This is a genomic window from Candidatus Nitrosopumilus sp. SW (genome assembly GCF_006740685.1).
Lineage (GTDB): Archaea > Thermoproteota > Nitrososphaeria > Nitrososphaerales > Nitrosopumilaceae > Nitrosopumilus.
Genome location: NZ_CP035425.1, coordinates 20775 through 38334 on the forward strand (window position 1 = coordinate 20775; position 17560 = coordinate 38334).

Annotated in this window: 22 protein-coding genes; 8 read left to right on the plus strand and 14 right to left on the minus strand. The window is 33.8% G+C overall.

Annotated features, from left to right (window positions below; all coding sequences use genetic code 11):
* The first annotated feature begins 12 nt into the window (after positions 1-12).
* A complete protein-coding gene (locus Nisw_RS00090) occupies positions 13-1011 on the plus strand; it encodes an NAD(+)/NADH kinase (RefSeq protein WP_141975405.1) in 999 nt (332 codons plus the stop codon).
* Between the two features lie 10 nt (positions 1012-1021).
* Positions 1022-2539 (plus strand): porin PorA family protein, encoded by a 1518-nt coding sequence (locus Nisw_RS00095; RefSeq protein WP_141975407.1) that lies wholly within the window; start codon positions 1022-1024, stop codon positions 2537-2539.
* 7 nt (positions 2540-2546) lie between these two features.
* Here Nisw_RS00095 and pyrG read toward each other — a convergent pair whose 3' ends face one another.
* Entirely contained in the window at positions 2547-4112 is a 1566-nt protein-coding gene (gene pyrG / locus Nisw_RS00100) for a glutamine hydrolyzing CTP synthase (RefSeq protein WP_370510669.1), read from the minus strand.
* A 116-nt stretch (positions 4113-4228) separates the two neighbouring features.
* On the opposite strand from pyrG, the gene Nisw_RS00105 reads away from it, so the two are divergent.
* Positions 4229-5068, plus strand: coding sequence for a PEFG-CTERM sorting domain-containing protein (locus Nisw_RS00105; RefSeq protein ID WP_141975411.1), 840 nt, complete (start codon positions 4229-4231; stop codon positions 5066-5068).
* A gap of 254 nt (positions 5069-5322) precedes the next feature.
* Positions 5323-6006: a hypothetical protein gene (locus tag Nisw_RS00115; RefSeq protein ID WP_141975413.1), complete on the plus strand. Its 684-nt coding sequence runs from the start codon at positions 5323-5325 to the stop codon at positions 6004-6006.
* 518 nt (positions 6007-6524) lie between these two features.
* Here Nisw_RS00115 and trpA read toward each other — a convergent pair.
* Genes trpA through Nisw_RS00145 form a run of 6 tightly spaced genes read right to left on the minus strand, consistent with a single transcriptional unit; the run spans position 6525 to position 12256 of the window.
* Positions 6525-7331 carry a tryptophan synthase subunit alpha gene (trpA, locus tag Nisw_RS00120; RefSeq protein ID WP_141975415.1) on the minus strand — a complete coding sequence of 269 codons (807 nt, stop codon included), beginning with the start codon at positions 7329-7331 and terminating at the stop codon, positions 6525-6527.
* On the minus strand, positions 7318-8505 hold the full coding sequence (gene trpB, locus Nisw_RS00125) for a tryptophan synthase subunit beta (protein ID WP_141975417.1): 1188 nt from the start codon (positions 8503-8505) through the stop codon (positions 7318-7320). The genes trpA and trpB overlap by 14 nt, the downstream gene beginning before the upstream one ends.
* Entirely contained in the window at positions 8502-9278 is a 777-nt protein-coding gene (locus Nisw_RS00130; RefSeq protein ID WP_141975419.1) for an indole-3-glycerol-phosphate synthase, read from the minus strand. The genes trpB and Nisw_RS00130 overlap by 4 nt, the downstream gene beginning before the upstream one ends.
* Positions 9271-10317: an anthranilate phosphoribosyltransferase gene (gene trpD / locus Nisw_RS00135; RefSeq protein WP_141975421.1), complete on the minus strand. Its 1047-nt coding sequence runs from the start codon at positions 10315-10317 to the stop codon at positions 9271-9273. Before trpD ends, Nisw_RS00130 begins: the two co-directional genes overlap by 8 nt.
* A complete protein-coding gene (locus Nisw_RS00140) occupies positions 10314-10910 on the minus strand; it encodes an aminodeoxychorismate/anthranilate synthase component II (protein ID WP_141975423.1) in 597 nt (198 codons plus the stop codon). The genes trpD and Nisw_RS00140 overlap by 4 nt, the downstream gene beginning before the upstream one ends.
* Positions 10907-12256: an anthranilate synthase component I family protein gene (locus Nisw_RS00145; RefSeq protein ID WP_141975425.1), complete on the minus strand. Its 1350-nt coding sequence runs from the start codon at positions 12254-12256 to the stop codon at positions 10907-10909. The genes Nisw_RS00140 and Nisw_RS00145 overlap by 4 nt, the downstream gene beginning before the upstream one ends.
* A 150-nt stretch (positions 12257-12406) precedes the next feature.
* Here Nisw_RS00145 and Nisw_RS00150 point away from each other — a divergent pair, with 150 nt between their 5' ends.
* Positions 12407-12595, plus strand: coding sequence for a hypothetical protein (locus Nisw_RS00150; RefSeq protein ID WP_141975427.1), 189 nt, complete (start codon positions 12407-12409; stop codon positions 12593-12595).
* A 19-nt stretch (positions 12596-12614) separates the two neighbouring features.
* Here the strand turns inward: Nisw_RS00150 and Nisw_RS00155 are convergent, their stop codons facing one another.
* The 3 genes from Nisw_RS00155 to Nisw_RS00165 all read right to left on the minus strand — a co-directional run bounded on the left by Nisw_RS00155 (position 12615) and on the right by Nisw_RS00165 (position 13591).
* A complete protein-coding gene (locus Nisw_RS00155) occupies positions 12615-12944 on the minus strand; it encodes a hypothetical protein (RefSeq protein WP_141975430.1) in 330 nt (109 codons plus the stop codon).
* 15 nt (positions 12945-12959) lie between these two features.
* Entirely contained in the window at positions 12960-13112 is a 153-nt protein-coding gene (locus Nisw_RS00160) for a hypothetical protein (RefSeq protein ID WP_255430782.1), read from the minus strand.
* Positions 13113-13393: 281 nt separating this feature from the next.
* The gene (locus Nisw_RS00165) at positions 13394-13591 is read right to left on the minus strand and encodes a hypothetical protein (protein ID WP_141975434.1); all 198 of its coding nucleotides are present in this window, start codon (positions 13589-13591) and stop codon (positions 13394-13396) included.
* A 53-nt stretch (positions 13592-13644) separates the two neighbouring features.
* On the opposite strand from Nisw_RS00165, the gene Nisw_RS00170 reads away from it, so the two are divergent.
* Positions 13645-14046 carry a hypothetical protein gene (locus Nisw_RS00170; protein WP_141975436.1) on the plus strand — a complete coding sequence of 134 codons (402 nt, stop codon included), beginning with the start codon at positions 13645-13647 and terminating at the stop codon, positions 14044-14046.
* 36 nt (positions 14047-14082) lie between these two features.
* Here Nisw_RS00170 and Nisw_RS00175 read toward each other — a convergent pair whose 3' ends face one another.
* On the minus strand, positions 14083-14343 hold the full coding sequence (locus tag Nisw_RS00175; protein ID WP_141975438.1) for a hypothetical protein: 261 nt from the start codon (positions 14341-14343) through the stop codon (positions 14083-14085).
* Positions 14344-14397: 54 nt separating this feature from the next.
* Positions 14398-14718 carry a hypothetical protein gene (locus Nisw_RS00180; protein WP_141975440.1) on the minus strand — a complete coding sequence of 107 codons (321 nt, stop codon included), beginning with the start codon at positions 14716-14718 and terminating at the stop codon, positions 14398-14400.
* Positions 14719-14810: 92 nt separating this feature from the next.
* Between Nisw_RS00180 and Nisw_RS00185 the strand changes: the two genes are divergently transcribed.
* Complete coding sequence (locus Nisw_RS00185; RefSeq protein ID WP_141975442.1) at positions 14811-15482, plus strand: PD-(D/E)XK nuclease family protein; 672 nt, start codon at positions 14811-14813, stop codon at positions 15480-15482.
* Between the two features lie 74 nt (positions 15483-15556).
* On the opposite strand, the gene Nisw_RS00190 is transcribed toward Nisw_RS00185, so the two are convergent.
* Entirely contained in the window at positions 15557-15751 is a 195-nt protein-coding gene (locus Nisw_RS00190; RefSeq protein WP_141975444.1) for a hypothetical protein, read from the minus strand.
* 471 nt (positions 15752-16222) lie between these two features.
* Between Nisw_RS00190 and Nisw_RS00195 the strand changes: the two genes are divergently transcribed.
* Positions 16223-17194, plus strand: a complete 972-nt coding sequence (locus Nisw_RS00195) for a hypothetical protein (RefSeq protein ID WP_141975445.1) — start codon at positions 16223-16225, stop codon at positions 17192-17194.
* 34 nt (positions 17195-17228) lie between these two features.
* On the opposite strand, the gene Nisw_RS00200 is transcribed toward Nisw_RS00195, so the two are convergent.
* Positions 17229-17528 carry a hypothetical protein gene (locus tag Nisw_RS00200; protein WP_141975447.1) on the minus strand — a complete coding sequence of 100 codons (300 nt, stop codon included), beginning with the start codon at positions 17526-17528 and terminating at the stop codon, positions 17229-17231.
* Between the last annotated feature and the right edge of the window lie 32 nt (positions 17529-17560).

Here is a 17560-nt window from a genome sequence, read left to right on the forward strand (position 1 = left end):
AATGCCTATTCTATGCAAATAGGAATCTATGGTACTGGTTCTACCAGTAATGCGGCAAAGTATGTAAAAAAAATACTAGATGATGCTGGAATCAAATCATTCACAATTACAAAATCCAAGAGCAAACCTGCTGATTGCATTATTGTTTTAGGTGGTGACAAGGGTGTTCGCAATTATTTTCATAGAACGTTTGACTCGACATTACCTATTTTGGGAATTAGTGAGGGTGAATCAAGCGGATTTTTAGCACAAATTGATCTTAAAGAGTTTGCATCATATGTCAATATTTTAAAAAAACAAAAATACACAATTGAAGAAGTTCCTCGTCTTGGCGTAAAGATTGATGGTAAAAACGTCTATCCTGTTCTCAATGATGTTGCAGTGTTTTCATCTCGAAGTGCAATGTTAATGGAACACACTTTGCGTGTAAATGGTGAGGAAGTATGGCACGATAATAGTGATGGAATAATTGTTTCAACTCCTATTGGTTCTTCAGCTTATTCCATGTCTGCTGGTGGACCTGTACTGTTCCAAGACTCTGCAGTCTTTGAAATCATTTCAGTAAATTCCCTTGATGTTACAAGAAGACCAATTATCGTTTCAAATGATAGCTCAATTGAGATTGATGATATCTCTGCAAGGCTGCACTGTGAAGTGGTTTTAGATGGCTTGGATAGATACAAAGTAAACAAAACCGTTGAATGTACTCAATTCTTTCCTCCTGCAAAAATAATTCGTCTAAAAAAAGACTCTACTGCAATTTCTGCATTGGCAAAAAAAGTTCATTTGGCCGAAGAACTACTCAGCATGCCTCCAAGCTCTAAGTTGCTCTTGAAAACTTTAGAGTATGAGGGTGCATTAACTCAAAAAGATTTAGCAAACAAAACTCTTCTTCCTGATAGAACTGTTAGATTAGCATTGAGTCATTTACTAAAGAAAGGATATGTCAAAAAGAAAGTCTCTATTCGTGATGCTAGACAAAAAATTTATGAGATTTCAAAAATTGAATGAGTAAGTCAAAATGCAAAAACTACCGTTTGTTGTTCTTGGAATGGGGCTTTCATTTCTTTTGATTTGGATTTTTGCTATAACTCCTGAACTGTTAACCACTCCTGATATTTTGGAAATTACTGCTGAAAATGTAGGTATGATTCAATTTGCAGATTATATTGGAGGTGAATTATCTGAGCCTACCAAAATGTTATTTCAATGGGATAGGGATATAGTTGCAAAAAGTGGTAATGAACTACGAGTACATACAACATATGACTATACAGACATTCTAACTGATGAAAGTTTTTGGATAGTGGAATTTGATGAATGGGTAGACAAAAACACTCGTGAATACTTGGAAAAAGATGGCCGTTTTACATTCCCTCCTCATGTTGAGAAACGAGATTACTTGGTTTATGATATTGGTGGAACCGTAATGGAGTATCATTTTGTTGAGGAGGCTGTTCTTGATGATGTCCCTGTTTACAAGTTTGAAGGTGAAGAAATCTTTGATGTCTCTGATGCTTATCCTGATTTTGAAGAGCAAATTTGGGAACATTATCGCGCTACAAACTACATTGAACCAATAACTGGATTGGATGTCTCATTTAAAGAAGAATTTACTGATTATGCTCTAGTTGATGGAGAAAGAGTTGTGGTATTGGAAGCGTGGGATGAACCCACAGATTTTTCTCAAAAAACATTGTTGGGCAAAGCAAAGAATCTAAAATCACTTTATTTCGTATATGAAACCATAATTCCTGTAGTAATTGGGTTTGGTACTTTTGCAGGATTTATTCTAACAATGTTTGCCGGTAGAATTTCAAAAGGTGAAAAAGAGATTGTGGAACTCAAAGAGATAGACAAACAAAAAGATGAACTAGTATCAATGGTAAGCCATGAGATAAAAAATCCATTAACTCCAATTCTTTTAGCATGTCAACTACTGCTGGCACAAAAGGATGGTCCTTTAACTTTAAAACAAAAACAAAAAATTGAACAAATTATGGCTAGTTCTGAGCAGGTCAATGCTTTATTGTCTGATTTCTCAGATCTTAAAAAATTAGACAGAAACAATATGAAACTATCAAAAGAAGAAGTTGATCCAGTTATTCTTTTAAATAAAATTGTGGCATCTATGAAAGATTCTGTTGAATCCCATGGAGCACGTTTAGAATTAAAAATAAAAAAATCTAAAAAAATCTCTTGTGATTCTAAACGTATTTCTCAGGTTATCTCAAATATTATCAAAAATGCAATTGACTTTATTCCAAAAGAAGATGGTCGAATCACCGTTTCATTAGATGTCGATAATGTTGGTCAAACTCTAATCAGCATTGAAGATAACGGTATAGGTATTCCAAGAGAACACCATGAATTAGTTTTTGAAAAATTTCAACAATTAGATACTCCTGAAGGTATTACGCATGAAGGAACTGGACTTGGCTTGTCCATTTGTAAGGGAATTATTGAGGCCCATGGAGGACAAATTTGGATTGCAAAAAACTACACCCATGGTGCTAGATTTGAAATTCTTTTACCTTAAGTTCTGATTATTTTTCAGATGCTGCCTTGATAAATGCTGCAAATGCTTCTTCAGGAAATCCTGGTCTGCTGTTAAACTCTGGGTGAAATTGTACTCCTAGATAGAACTTGTGACTGGGAATTTCTAACATTTCCATTCTTTTGCCATTGTCACTGTCTGCTGAAAATATCAATCCATTTTTTTCAAATTCTGGAATGTACTCTTTGTTAATTTCATATCTATGTCTATGGCGCTTGCTGATTGTTGTGGTACCGTAGATTTTTTGAGCATTTGTGTTTTCTTTGATTATTACATCATTTGCTCCTAGCCTTAATGATCCTCCCATGTCTGAAACATCTTTTTGCTCTGGAAGTAAATCTACAATTGGATTTTTTGCATCAGGTTTAATCTCTGTAGAGTTTGCATCCTCTAATTTCATAACATTTCTTCCAAATGCAATTGCTGCTAACTGGAATCCAAAACATATCCCAAGATATGGTATGTTGTTTTCTCGTGCATAATTTGCAGTTTGAATAATCCCTTCTGAACCTCTAGTTCCAAATCCTCCTGGAACTAGAATTCCATCATAGTTTGATAAAATAGAATAATCTGTAATTAATTCTGAATCAATCCAATCAATATCTACTGATTTTCCCATTTGTGCCCCTGCGTGTTTTAGTGCATGATTTACGCTCACATAACTATCTGCCAGCGTCACATATTTTCCAACCATTGCAATCTTTACTTTTTGGTCCTCATGATTTACCATATTTTGTGCAATTGCATTCCACTTGTCCCAATTTGCAGATGCGTTAACCATTCCAACTATTCCAAACTTGGTAAATATTGAATCCATGATGCCCTGGTCATACAACATTTGTGGAACTTCAAAGATTGATTTTACATCATGACATGATAAAACATCTTTTGCAGTGACATTTGTAAACATTGCAATTTTCTTTTTTGTTTTTTCTTCTAATGGCAATGTACATCTTACTGCCAAAAAGTCTGGTTGAATACCGATTCTTCTTAATTCCTGTGCACTGTGCTGTGTAGGTTTTGTTTTTTGTTCTCCAACAACATCAAGTGAAGGTGCTAATGTTACATGAACAAAAATTACTCCTTGTGGTCCCTCCTCGACTCTCATCTGTCTTAATGCCTCTAAAAATGGCAGTGATTCAATATCTCCTACTGTTCCACCGCACTCTACAATTAGAAAATCAAGTTTTTCATCTTCGGCTATTTTTCTAATCCTGTTTTTAATCTCATCAGTTACATGGGGAATAATTTGGACACATGCTCCTAGATACTCTCCTTTTCTTTCTGCCTCTATTACTGAAGAATATACTTGGGCAGTTGTAATATTGTGGCTTTTTGGAATGTCTTGATTTAGGAATCTCTCATAGTTTCCAATATCCATATCACATTCTCCTCCATCATCTGTGACAAACACTTCACCATGAGCTACTGGATTCATGGTTCCTGCATCATAATTCAGATATGGATCTATCTTGATACATGAAACCTTTTGATCTGCTAATTGTAATAATTTTGCAATCGAGGAAGTTGTTACGCCTTTTCCAAGGCCAGACATCACACCACCTGTGACAAAAATAAACTTCGTCTGCACATTAATGAAACGATTATCGGGTTTTTGTATGTTTTGTCGATCATGGTTTGGTTGAAATAGTATAATGTTGTATGAATTCTATGAAAGTTGCGCTTGCTGTTTTACCTTTGATTGCAATGTTGATTGTAGGTTCAGGTTTTGCTTTTGCTGCAAGTTATGATATTAAAATCCCTTCAGGGGCATCTGATGAAAATTACCCTTATTTCTGGTCTCAAAAAGATACTGGTGTCACAACTGGTGAGATAACTGTCTTTCCAGGAGATACCATAACTTGGTCTAATGCTGACACTGCTTTTCATACTATAACTTCAGTTTCTGCATCAAGTATTGAGACTGGTGATTTTGAAGAAGATGGTTTGTTTGATAGTGGGTTTTTCACCGCAGGGAAATCTTATACCCGACAATTCAATGATCTTGGCGATTTCTATTATTATTGCAGTCTCCACCCATGGATGAATGGTGTTGTTCATGTGGTATTGGATCCTGGAAGTGTCAAATCTATAGATAGAATAGCATCTGGGTTTTCTGATGATGGAGTAGGATTTGAGGTAAAATATTTCTTAGATGCATATTTGGCTAATACCGTTCATGTGGATCCTGATGAAAGAACTTTGACATTTACTCTTACTGGTGAAAGCAATAATGATGAAATTACAATAACTTTGCCTAAAGAACTCATTGATAATCCAACTACCGTATGGGTTAATGGAAATATGGTTGATTTTGAATCTGATTCTACCATTAGTGGCAATACTGCAACTCAATTAGTCATTCCAATTGACAAGGATTCTCGAGAAATCAAGATAATGGGTTCTAAGGTCATTCCTGAATTTGGAGGAATTGCTCTTTTGATTCTTACAGTCTCTATTATCTCAATCATAATCTTTTCAAAAAAGACTAGTTTGCTTACTATGAGATGAATATTTTTCACAATAACCCTCTCTTTTAGCCTCAATTCTACTAACTTGTCTGGTGAGAGAGATTCGCCTTAAACTAACTGACAATGACTATCTTGGATTCCTCAGTATTGCAACTGCTGATCAATTAACTGTAGAAGAAAAATTGAAACAAATCATCAATTATCATCTGATCGTTTATAGAAATAAACAGAAATTAAAAAATGAACGTTTGATGTAAATCAAAAACTTAAGTTCATACAAAATTCAGAAACTTTGTGGTGTATAATGATTCAAACTATAGGGCTACACTAGTTATTCTAAATGATATTGAGAAAAGGGGGCTATACCATTTTAATCCTGAATATCATGATGAACAGTTCTTTCGAAATTTTATAGATTTTCAAAAAAGTTTTTCTCATACATTTGCTGAAACTATAAAAAAATTAGATGATTTTGAAACAAAACGCGATGAAGTAATACTCTTTGTAGTTTATTCTATAATGTCTTACATCAAGTCTCATCTCAAAGTCTTTGAAAAATTTCTAAAAATAATAATTGATTCTAGTAAACTCAAAGGTGGATTTGATGAAAATACTACCTTGAGCCAAATTCTCAAAAAAATTTGCAACAAAATGCAATATAATCCAAAATTAAAAAATGCCATTAGAGGTCTATTTTTAGCTGATTTTGCAGATGCAATAGACTCTCAACAATTTCTGATTTTAAATGATGGACATTTGATGATTTATCCTAAAGATGATACCAAGAAAAAATTAATCAGCATAGATGCTTTGTATGATGATTCGCTACAGGTTCGTTCCATATTTGATGCCATGCTTGATTGGGCAGGTGAAGCAGACAAACCCTCTCAAAAACAAACTGATGCCATTGATGATATTGTAAGAAATCTGGTCTTTCAGGTTAATTCCCTTGATGCAAAATTAGACCGTATTTCTTGATTTTTAATTAGATCAAATCTTTTTCTTCTGATGTTTGATGTTTTGGACTAGTCCTCTCTTATGCATAAAAAACCATCTAAAACATGAATAATTCCAATTGTGAACACTATTGGTCAAAAAATGGCTCATTTTTTTGCATTCACTGTGGGGAAGATATTCACAAAAATCACAAGTTTTGATTCTTCTTTTGATTAGATTCTATCAATATGCTTAAGTTACCTAATTGTGTATCTTGTTTATGGGATTTAAGAAAACTCTTGCAAAATTCTGTATTATGAAAAAAGTAAGAGACAAGGCAAATGAGCCAGACGAATCAGATGAAAAATAATTAATTTTTAAAACTATACACATGTAAAATTATCTCTTGATTTTTGGACATTTTTTAATTTTTTAGAACGTGCGTTTTTTATTTTTCTTTCACACTAGTACTTTGAGAACATCTAGTAGGTGGTCATAACTGAAATTGAGTTTCCCCTCTATGCCAGTTTGTAAACTTGGCCGCCTTACTTAGACGGTTCTTATTTTTTCTGCAATGTTTGCTTTTTGAGTGATTTTGTAAATGACGCTATTTTTGATTCTAGTTTATTTTGAGGTGTTTTTTCAATTAATTTCAAATATGCACTACCGACAATCACTCCATCTGCTCCTGCTTTGATGTATTTTTTCACATCTTCTGGTGTTGATACTCCAAACCCTACACCAATTGGAATTTTTCCTTTGGTCTGTTTTTTGACATTTTTAATTGCCTCTATGGTGTAATTTTTGATTCCTGTTTTTACTCCTGTTGTTCCATACACTGCAACAAGATACAAGAAACCCGATGATGCCTTTGCAATTTTTTGAATTCTAGTTTTACTTGTATTAGGCGATATCAAAAATATTGTATCTGCATTATTTTTTGCAGCTTGAAGATACTCTTTTGATTCTTCTATTGACATGTCTGGTAGAATAAATCCATCAATACCTGCTTTCTTTGCTTCTGCTATGAACTTTGAGTATCCTTTATGGTATAGGATGTTTGTATATGTCATCAATATTAGAGGAATGTCTGTTTCTTTTCTGATTTTTTTCACTAGTGCAAAAAATTTGTCTATCTTTGTACCTTTTTCAAGGGAAATCGTGCTTGCATTTTGAATAACAGGTCCGTCTGCTAGAGGATCTGAGAATGGAAATCCTAGTTCTATGATGTCTACTCCTCCCTTTACCAATCCCCTAACAACTGAAATGGTTGATTTTTCATTTGGGAATCCTGCCATGATGTATGAGATTAAGGCTTTTTCTTTTCTTTCTTGCAACTCTGCAAACTTTTCTTTAATCTTTGACATTTTTACTCAAATAATTTTGCACTTCTTCTACGTCTTTGTCTCCTCTTCCAGAAAGTGTAACTACAATTGATTCTGATTTTTTACCCTTTCTTGCAACTTTGATTGCTTCAGCGATTGCATGAGCTGATTCTAAAGCTGGAATGATGCCTTCAGTTCTTGTTAACATTAAAAATGCATCAATCACTTCTGTGTCTGTTGCTGAATGATATTTTACTCGTTTAGTATCTTTGAAATACGAATGTTCAGGTCCAACTCCTGGATAGTCTAATCCAGCTGAGATGCTATGTGTTTCTGTAATTTGTCCTTCTTTGTCTTGAAGCAAGTATGTCATCATTCCGTGAAGAACTCCTTTACTTCCAGCCGATAATGTTGCAGAATGTTTCTTTGATTTTAATCCGTGTCCTGCTGCCTCTACACCTATAATTTCTGCATTAGAATCAACTAGTGGATAAAATGTACCAATTGCATTTGATCCCCCTCCAACACATGCAATAACACTATCTGGTGTTTTGTTTAGTTTCTTCATCTGTGATTTTATTTCATTTCCGATTACACTTTGAAAATCTCTGACCATAACTGGATATGGATGAGGTCCAACTGCTGAACCCAGCAAATAGTATGTGGTCTCTACATTTGTAATCCAATCTCTGATTGCCTCATTGATTGCATCTTTGAGTGTCTTTGAACCTGATTTTACTGGATGAACTTTTGAGCCAAGTAAATTCATTCGAAATACGTTTAGTTTTTGTCTGATGGTGTCTTTGTAGCCCATATACACCTCTGCTTTCATTCCTAATGCTGCGCATGCCATGGCAGTAGCCACTCCGTGCTGACCTGCCCCCGTTTCTGCAATGATTCTTTTCTTTTTCATTTTTTTTGCAAGAAGTGCTTGTCCAAGTGTATTGTTTATCTTGTGAGCTCCTCCATGCAACAAGTCTTCTCTTTTTAGATAGATCTTTGAACCTCCAAGTTTCTCTGATAGGTTTTTTGCATAATATAGTGGAGTTGGACGACCTGCATACACTTTGAGATAGTAATCTAATTCTTTTTTGAAATTTTTATCATTTTTAAATTTTAGATAATTTTCCTCTAACTCTTCGATTGCTGGAACTAGAGTTTCTGGAATATACTTTCCTCCAAATTCTCCGAATCTGCCATTTTTTGGATATTTCAATACGCATTCACCAATTTTCTTACCTGTTCTTCAATGTTATCACTTTTCATTATGCTTGATCCTATTAGAAATGCATCTGCTCCACACTTTTTTAGATATTGGATGTCCTCAGGTGTATCTATTCCACTTTCAGATAATATGGGTCTGGATTTGTCTACTCCGGATAATATCGTTTCAGTTGTTTTTAGATCAATCTCTAAAGTGTCTAGGTTTCTATTGTTGATTCCAATCAAATCTGCTTCTGTTTTTAATGCATTTTCAAATTCTTGCTTTGTGTGTACTTCTAGCAAAACCTGTAGACCTTGTTTGTGGCCATATGCAATAAACTCATCAATATCTTTAAGATAATTTTGATCAAATAATGATTGAATCACTAACATAAAGTCTGCTCCAATCTTTTTTGCTGCATCAATCTGAACTTTTTCGATCATGATGTCTTTCATTAGCATTGGAACATCTACTGCCTGTCTTACCTTCATGAAGTATTCTGGTGATCCGTTGAATAGATGTGGTTGTGTTAGTACTGATAGTGCCTTTGAACCTCCTGCAATCATTTGAGATGCTATGCTTACAGGGTCAGTAATTGTCCTTATCTTGCCTAGAGATGGAGATGAAAACTTTACTTCTGTGAGTAGTGGTGCATGCGCACTAGTCTTGATAATTTGAATAAAATCTTTGTTTGATTTTTCTAAATTTGATTCAACTTCATACACTCCATCATCAATTGCCATTTGTGAATTGTTTACTAGTTTTCTAAGAATATTTTCAGCCATCAGTAATCTCCTTTAATTTTGAAATGTCTCCTGTATCTTGCACAAATTTCTCTAATACTGAAAATGCTTTACCATCTTTAATTGTGTTTAATGCAAGTTCTACTGCTTCTTCAAAATTATTTGAAATATTTGCAACAATTAACCCTCCTGCTGCATTAAGCGCAGTTGTTTCAATCATTGCCTGGTTTGCAGTATTGTTCAAAACTCCTACAAATGATTTTATTGCATCCTCTTTAGTTTGGATCTGAATATCTTTTAATGATGATTTATGCAATCCTACAACTTCAGGATCAATTGCATTCATCAAAACTTTGTCATTTCTTGAAATACATACTCTGTTAGTAGAACTGGTGGAGAATTCATCCATTCCATCATCTGAACGTACTGTCATAATATTTTCTGCACCTTTTCTTTTCAATATCATTGGTAGTCTGTCTAAGTATTCAATTGAAAATACTCCTACCAGTTGATTTTTTACTCCAGCTGGATTGGATAATGGACCAAGTAAATTAAATGCAGTTCTTTTTCCTAATTGCTTTCTTGCTGCTGAAACATGTTTCATTGCAGGATGAAATTTTTGTGCAAACATAAAACAGATGTTGTGTTTTTCTAAAACTTCTGCAATTTGAGATGGCTCTAAATCCAAATCATACCCAAAATACTCAAAAATATCTGCACTGCCAGAAATCCCTGAACTAGAGCGATTTCCGTGCTTTGCGACAATTCCTCCTGCTGCAGCCACAACAAATGATGCTGTAGTCGATATGTTGAATGTCTGTAGTTTGTCTCCTCCCGTACCACACATGTCAATGATTGTCCCTGTATTTTTTGGCTCAATTTTCAATGAAAATTCTTGCATTTTGTCAAGCATTCCTAATAATTCGTCATCTGTTTCTCCTTTGTCTGCTAGATTTGATAGAAAATCGACGTTTTGTGAATCAGTTGTATTTCCCGAAAGAACATCTGTCATCACTTGATTCATTTCCTCATATGTGAGGTCCGTTTTTTCTTGTAGTTTTGATATCAAATCTGTAATCATTTTTGTTTCTCCTTTACTTGATCAATAAAATTGGATAAAATTTTCTTACCATCTTCAGTCATAATTGATTCAGGGTGAAATTGCACTCCTTGAATTAGATAGTCTTTATGTTCTATTGCCATAACTTCCCCATCATCTGATGCAGTAGCTGTAACCTTTAGAACTTCTGGAATAATGGTTTTATCTCCGACTAGACTATGATAACGTGTAGCTCTAAATGGATTTTTTACATCTTTGAATAATTTTGAATCCACATGTTCAACAGGACTTGTCTTTCCATGTCTTACACATCCTGCATTAGTTACTTTACCGCCAAACGCATCAATTATTCCTTGGTGTCCTAGACACACTCCTAATATTGGTGTGTTTGAACCCATGTTCTTGATTACATCACTACATACTCCAAAGTATTTTTTGTCTTCTGGTGTTCCTGGACCTGGGGAAATAATTATTGCATCATAATTTTTTTCTTGAATCTCTTTTAATGTGATTTTATCATTTCTGATCACATCACAATCCACTCCTAATTCTCCTAGGTACTGTGCAATGTTGTAAACAAATGAATCATAATTGTCTATGATTAAAAATTTCATGATGATGCCTCCTTTAATGCTTGGAGCATTGCACCTGCTTTGTGCTCCGTTTCTTTGAACTCATTTTCAGGTATGGAGTCTGAAACAATTCCTGCCCCTGACTGGACAAAACCCTTCCCATCTTCGATGAATATACTTCTAATTGCAATTGCAAAATCACAACATCCGTTATATGAGAAATATCCCACCGCACCTGCATATGGGCCCCTAGACTCTGTCTCTAATTCATCAATAATCTCCATGGCTCTAACTTTGGGTGCTCCAGACACTGTTCCTGCTGGAAATACTGCCTGAAATGCATCAAACATGTCATTTTCAGGTGCCAAATTACCTACTACATGACTAACAATATGCTGAACATGACTAAACCGCTTTATCTCCATTAGTGATTCTGGATGAACTGTGCCGTATTTGCAGACTCGACCAATATCATTTCTTCCCAAATCAACTAGCATTGTGTGTTCTGCTAGTTCTTTTTCATCATGAATCAATTCATCTGCTAATTGTTTATTTTTCTCTTCATCATCAGTAATTTTTCTGGTTCCTGCAATAGGGAATGTTTCTACTTTATCATCTGTGATTCTTACTAACATTTCCGGTGATGCACCAATGATTGTTTTGGTACTTTGTTTTAGATGATACATGTATGGTGATGGATTTAGTTTACGTAACGTTTTGTATAGTGTAAGATTATCTCCCTCTGTATCAAATGCAAATTTACGAGATAATACTACTTGAAATATGTCTCCATCGTGAATGTATTCTTTTGCTTTGTTAACAATATCTGAGAATTTTGTTTCATCCATATTTGGTGTAACTTCACTTGAATGAAATTCACCAAATTCATCATTGCTCATAATTAATTTATCAAATCTGTTTTCATCGTGATAAAAATAAAACAATTTTTTTTGCAAATTGTCGTATAATAACCCGTCATCATAAATTCCAAATTCCATTAGTGGTTGAGGTGAATTGTGTCTATCTGGAATATTTTCTACCATTCTAATTGCATCATAATTTACAACTCCTACTGCCCCTCCAAGATATCTATAACTTTGATCATCTGATTTTCCAAGTAATTTTTTTAATTCTAAAAATGGATTACTTGTATGAATCGTTTTTGTTTCTCCGTCTTGAATTATTTCTACCTTATCTGTATATCCTTTGAGAATTGTTTTGGGGTCAAACCCCATTACAGAAGTTTCAGCTAGTACCTCTGGACCAGTTAGTGATTCAAAGAGAAATGAATGAGAATAATTTCTTGAAATTTTATTGTAAATTTGAAATTGGTTTTCAGATAAATCTAGGGGTATTACTTTTGCTTGAGTCTTTCCAAAGGTGTCCACCCATAGACAAAATTCTACTGGTTTATTATTTAAATTGTAAAGTAATTTCTATTGAGAGAATTTTTGTCTAAATTGACTTGTTTTTAGGCTCAAACTGGTTACCGTATAGTACGGTACCTTTATAGGATAGTTGATCGTAGTATAGTTACCATGCAGGGGGTAAATCGAAGAATTATGCAGGATATGCAGATTCTCAAAAAACAACGCATTCTAACTTCTGTAAGTAAAGTAGAGTGCTATGTATGTGGTAAAGGATTAGAAGACGGTCACTCTATTACTGCAAAAACTTTGCCAAATGGAACTGTTCTATTTTGCGACGTTCATTATTCATTACAATAACTCCTAAATTTTTCCTTTTTTATATCCCGTATTTTTTGCGATGAGCATTTTTCCATGCAGTTGCAATGTTTCTTTCTTCATTGGTTATTTCAACTTCTAATGGTGGCTCTGGTAACGTTCCATACTTTGTCAATACTTTACGATATTTTCTATAATATGCCTCAATCTCTCTTAGTAACATTTTTACCAATTCTTGAAATTTTTCTGCTTCTTTATCCATCTCCATATCTCGTAATTTGTTAGCCTTTTTTTGAGTAATTTTCATTTGCTTGAATCTTCTATTATATTCTGCAAGTATTCTTAATTCTGAATTCTCTTCAATTGATTTTGAATCTTTTTTGAACTTCATAATTTTTTCCTTCTATTACCTTGATTCTATTTTTTTAATTTCCTTTTTGATTTTTTCAATATTGTCTGTCCATATTTTTACCATCTTTTTTGAATTTTCAAGTTCTTTTACATTATCTACATTCTTAATTTTTTGAAGTTTCTCCATTTCACGAATATGTTTTTGCAAAGTTTCTTCTGCTGATATAAGCTTCTTTTTTTGAAAGTCTAGAACCTTTTTTGACAGGAAATTCAATAATTCATATTTTGATCATTCATTAAAAAATCAATTCTTTTGCAAAACTTCTTTTTGTGCCTAAATTTCTCGTTTTTTGCCCCATTTGTGCTCGATTTGTAAATGATCCTCTAATTTTCTAGGAGTTCCTAACACGACATTGCAAATAAGACATTTGTAACTCAAGGAGTTCATTTGGATTAGTTTAGTTTAAAATCGGAGGTTATTATGAAAAATTATTCTTCATCAATAGACTTGTTGTATTCTTCTACTTTTTTGTTGTACTCTTCTATCTCTATATTTTCGACATCTGTATCGTTAAATAATTCTGGATTTTCTTCCTGTGCTTTTTTCATCAATTTTGTAAATGTTTCAGGATCATCTTTTTGCAATTCTAGTAAGATTTTTCCAATTGAATCATCTAGATTACTCATGAATTTATTGAAAAATCGTGATACTTAACAATACTGTAATTCTTTGATAGAGTATGCCTTTAGATAAAATGAATAATACTGAAGATTTTGTACCTACTCACAAATCTGTTATTTTACATCTTCGTGGAAAACCCTTTGCATGTATAATTGACACTCAAAATAACTATGATCAGATAAAAGACAACCCTTCCATTCGCGCTAATCTCACAGGGTTTTTGAACAAAGATGAAGAACTGGGCCTTTTGATGGGGTTCCAATTAAAAATAAAGACTGATGAACAATTTCTTCAATTTACGGTATATCCTAATGAGGAATTTATTGAAACGGTGATCTTTGATGAACGAATTTTCATAATTGATGAGAAAATGGACCCACTTTTCTTTTTGAAAATTAACACTGATCAATTTGTAAAAACAAAGTCTGAATTTGATAAATTTCAAAAGATGATTAAATAATTTAGGACCTGGGTTCTGAATTGAAAATACTCATTCTTAGGTTCCTGATAGTTTAGAACCTTGATTTCTCATTTTACGTCCTAAAAATGCAATAATCCAACCAATGCCGATTAATGCAGAACCAAATAGAATGTTCCATTCATAATATTTTACATACTCCTCTTCAAATCTAGGATCTTCTTGGAATTGTTCTTGTGGTATGTCTGTTAAGAACAAAGCCCATACTGAAAAACCAACTATGAGCACACCTAATGCAAAAAATCCGATCATTACGTATTTTGGAGCTCCTTGAATCATACATTCCTCTAAGAAATCCCCCTATATGGAGTGTGATGTCAAATCATAAACTTGTTATCTTAACAATCTATCTCGAATAATCTCAAGTAATTGCAAAAGCCATTTGTAATATGACAAAATTCCTCCTACAAACAATCCCGTACCAACAATATTCCATGTAGTTCTCATAGTGTCAAATGCTCTCTGACATGGTTCAAACGTATCTTTATCATTAGGGTCATAATATGGACAGAAATTTTTTACAGATTCCAACATCTTTCCTGTTTCATCTTGTAAAAGATCTTCGGCATTTAGCAGGTATGTTTGAAATGAAACATTAATGGCCCAAACCCCTACACCGATTAGGATCACTCCAATAATTTTTGTAAATTTCATCCAATCCCACTCAATTAGTAAATGTGTGATAGACAAACCATGTAACTTTTGTTAAAGTTTAGCATTAAATTACTAGTGTTCTAAATCAATTTATGCCTAATTTTGCTCAGATGTTAAAGACACGAGAGCCCACTCTGCTTGATAGAGAAGATGGGCATTGGTACCAAACAAAATTCGATAAAATCTATCCTTCAATAAACACAATCTTGTCTGCAACTGCTCCTGAAGAAAAGAAAAACGGTCTTGCTTCCTGGAAGGAAAATGAACCTGCTCATGAATATATCACAACACAATCTCAACACATTGGTACCCAATCACATCAAATAATTGAAGATTATTTGAGTAGTAAACTGAACTTGGAAGAATTTGATTTACTTCCTATTGCTCACTTTCATAATCTAAAACCATACTTGGAAAATATCTCTGATGTTACATGTATCGAACAAAGAATGTATTCCGATAAACTGAAGGTTGCTGGAACTAGTGATCTCATTGCAAGGTACAATGGTGAATTATCCATTATTGATTACAAGACAAAAAGAAAACCCCAAGTTGATGAATACATGTATGAATATTATTTACAAACTACCTGCTATGCTCAAATGTTCCATGAAGTTACAGGACAAAAAATTAACCAAGTAGTAATACTTGTCAGTAGCGAAAAGAACACTCGTCAAGAATTTGTCAAACACTGTGATGACTATCTTGAACCCCTACACGAGAGATTAGAAAAATATTATCTAAACAACGAAGTGATGTCATGAAATCTTGGGTGCCTCCTGCAATTTTGATAGTTATCTTATCTGGAGTTTTGATTTACATGTCTTATGGAAAATAGTTATTCTCTTACACATCCACATTTCACATAAACCACTTTAAATTCTCCATCACTCTTTATGTTGTGAGACATCGGTCTTCTACAATGCTGGCATTCTGTAAATCCGTGATATTCTTCAACTGGAACAACCTTGTATTGCCAAGATTTTGTTTTTTCATCCCAATACACTGAATTAATCTCAGTTGGATTTTCCATAGTTGTGGTTTTAGTATGACGATATTTGAGAATTTCTAGATTTAATGTAACTATATAGAATCATAGACTATCATAGTTCATTTACTGAAGATCTAATTACTTTGAAATTAATCGTAAATTATGAAATACGAAGAATTTGATTTCATCGAATGTTATGATGACGATGATTATGACTTTGATGATGATTAGTTAGGTTTCTTAACTAATCATTAATTTCTTGAAATAATTCTTCTATGACTTTGATCTTCTCTTCTGATCTGATATATTCTTCATCAATCTCTTCTCTGAGAGTATGATTTGGAGTATTCTCCATTGTCTCAAAATGTGAACTTAATCCTAAAAACAATATTTGTATTTCCCAAATTTGGGATTCTTGTCAAATTATTCTTTTATCCATAAAAAGACAGATGTAATTTTCAATGCTGGAAATACACATCCTTATTATTAAGAAATTCAAATTTTGTTTTAATAATGAAAACTCGATACACTGCTTTGTTTCTAGTTGCTATTGTTTTGTCGATGGCAATTGTTGCTCAAATCGATTTCATACAAACTGCTGATGCTGTAAAAGCTAAAGGTACAAAAAGTATGAAGTATGGAATGGCTACTAAAGACAAAGTTTGCGGTGATAGACTATGTACTCCTCAAGACTTTACTTCTCCAGGAGAGCGCAAATCATTACCTGCATTGAGTGATTCTCACATAACCTCACAAATGGCTATGTCCAAAATGGAAAAATTATTTGAACTTCATAGAATGCAACTTTTATCTGCATGGGATTCAATGACAGATTCTGAAAAATCTAACATGATGAAGATGTTTGATAGAATGTATGAAATGATGCAATCTATGGACTTCAAAGATCACATGAAGCATATGAAAAAGATGATGGCTGATAAACATCATCAAGGATGTGATTGTGGTGCCGATGGATGTGACTGTCCAGGATGTAATTGTGGAGATGGAATGCACGGATGCTCTTGCGGAGATATGAAACACGGAATGGGTTGTAATTGTTCAGAAGATGGAACCTGTTCTTGTGGTGAAGGATGTTCTTGTACTGGAGAAAACTGCACATGCGGTGAATCTGGTCAATGTTCATGTGGCGCAGGATGTAACTGTGGAGATGGTCAACACGGATGTAACTGTGGAGATGGTCAACACGGATGTAACTGTGGAGATGGTCAACACGGATGTAACTGTGGAGATGGTCAACACGGATGTAACTGTGGAGATGGTCAACACGGATGTAACTGTGGAGATGGTCAACACGGATGTAACTGTGGAGATGGTCAACACGGATGTAACTGTGGAGATGGTCAACACGGATGTAACTGTGGAGATGATTCTATGACGTGTAGTGCAGGAGAAGATAGTTGTACTTGTTCTGAAGATGGAGTTTGTAATTGTGGCGAAGGTTGTACTTGTGCATCTTGCCATTAATGAAATAATTCCAAAAAACTAACCTTTTTTTATTTTATTTTTTAGGTCTTTTTCGAGGATTTTTCTCATAATATTTTTCGACATTCTCATTCCATTCTTTGTTTTCTGGTAAACGTGAACGTGGGTGAGGCCTTTTACCTTTTTTTGATAATAGATCACTATTTTCTTCATAAAATCTGTCGATTTCTGCAATCAACACATCTAGAAATTTTGATGCATCATTAGCTTCTTGACTTTTAGGATCTCTATGTGTCAAAATTGATTTTGCTAGTGTATCGACTTTAGCTGTTTTTATCTTGTATTCATAGCGAACTCTATTTTCAAATGTAATCATTAGGCTTTTTTCTATAATTTACTAGTGTATAT

Bases quoted from the DNA above. Each gene is read 5' to 3' on its own strand.
- Nisw_RS00190 (WP_141975444.1), bottom strand. From the start codon at position 15,751: ATGGAAAATCCAACTGAGATTAATTCAGTGTATTGGGATGAAAAAACA.
- Nisw_RS00130 (WP_141975419.1), bottom strand. From the start codon at position 9,278: ATGGCTGAAAATATTCTTAGAAAACTAGTAAACAATTCACAAATGGCA.
- Nisw_RS00180 (WP_141975440.1), bottom strand. From the start codon at position 14,718: ATGAAATTTACAAAAATTATTGGAGTGATCCTAATCGGTGTAGGGGTT.
- Nisw_RS00095 (WP_141975407.1), top strand. From the start codon at position 1,022: ATGCAAAAACTACCGTTTGTTGTTCTTGGAATGGGGCTTTCATTTCTT.
- Nisw_RS00170 (WP_141975436.1), top strand. From the start codon at position 13,645: ATGCCTTTAGATAAAATGAATAATACTGAAGATTTTGTACCTACTCAC.
- Nisw_RS00155 (WP_141975430.1), bottom strand. From the start codon at position 12,944: ATGAAGTTCAAAAAAGATTCAAAATCAATTGAAGAGAATTCAGAATTA.
- Nisw_RS00195 (WP_141975445.1), top strand. From the start codon at position 16,223: ATGAAAACTCGATACACTGCTTTGTTTCTAGTTGCTATTGTTTTGTCG.
- Nisw_RS00185 (WP_141975442.1), top strand. From the start codon at position 14,811: ATGCCTAATTTTGCTCAGATGTTAAAGACACGAGAGCCCACTCTGCTT.
- Nisw_RS00200 (WP_141975447.1), bottom strand. From the start codon at position 17,528: ATGATTACATTTGAAAATAGAGTTCGCTATGAATACAAGATAAAAACA.
- trpA (WP_141975415.1), bottom strand. From the start codon at position 7,331: ATGTCAAAGATTAAAGAAAAGTTTGCAGAGTTGCAAGAAAGAAAAGAA.
- Nisw_RS00105 (WP_141975411.1), top strand. From the start codon at position 4,229: ATGAAAGTTGCGCTTGCTGTTTTACCTTTGATTGCAATGTTGATTGTA.
- Nisw_RS00090 (WP_141975405.1), top strand. From the start codon at position 13: ATGCAAATAGGAATCTATGGTACTGGTTCTACCAGTAATGCGGCAAAG.
- trpD (WP_141975421.1), bottom strand. From the start codon at position 10,317: ATGATTACAGATTTGATATCAAAACTACAAGAAAAAACGGACCTCACA.
- Nisw_RS00150 (WP_141975427.1), top strand. From the start codon at position 12,407: ATGCAGGGGGTAAATCGAAGAATTATGCAGGATATGCAGATTCTCAAA.
- Nisw_RS00175 (WP_141975438.1), bottom strand. From the start codon at position 14,343: ATGATTCAAGGAGCTCCAAAATACGTAATGATCGGATTTTTTGCATTA.
- Nisw_RS00165 (WP_141975434.1), bottom strand. From the start codon at position 13,591: ATGAGTAATCTAGATGATTCAATTGGAAAAATCTTACTAGAATTGCAA.
- pyrG (WP_370510669.1), bottom strand. From the start codon at position 4,112: ATGTCTGGCCTTGGAAAAGGCGTAACAACTTCCTCGATTGCAAAATTA.
- Nisw_RS00140 (WP_141975423.1), bottom strand. From the start codon at position 10,910: ATGAAATTTTTAATCATAGACAATTATGATTCATTTGTTTACAACATT.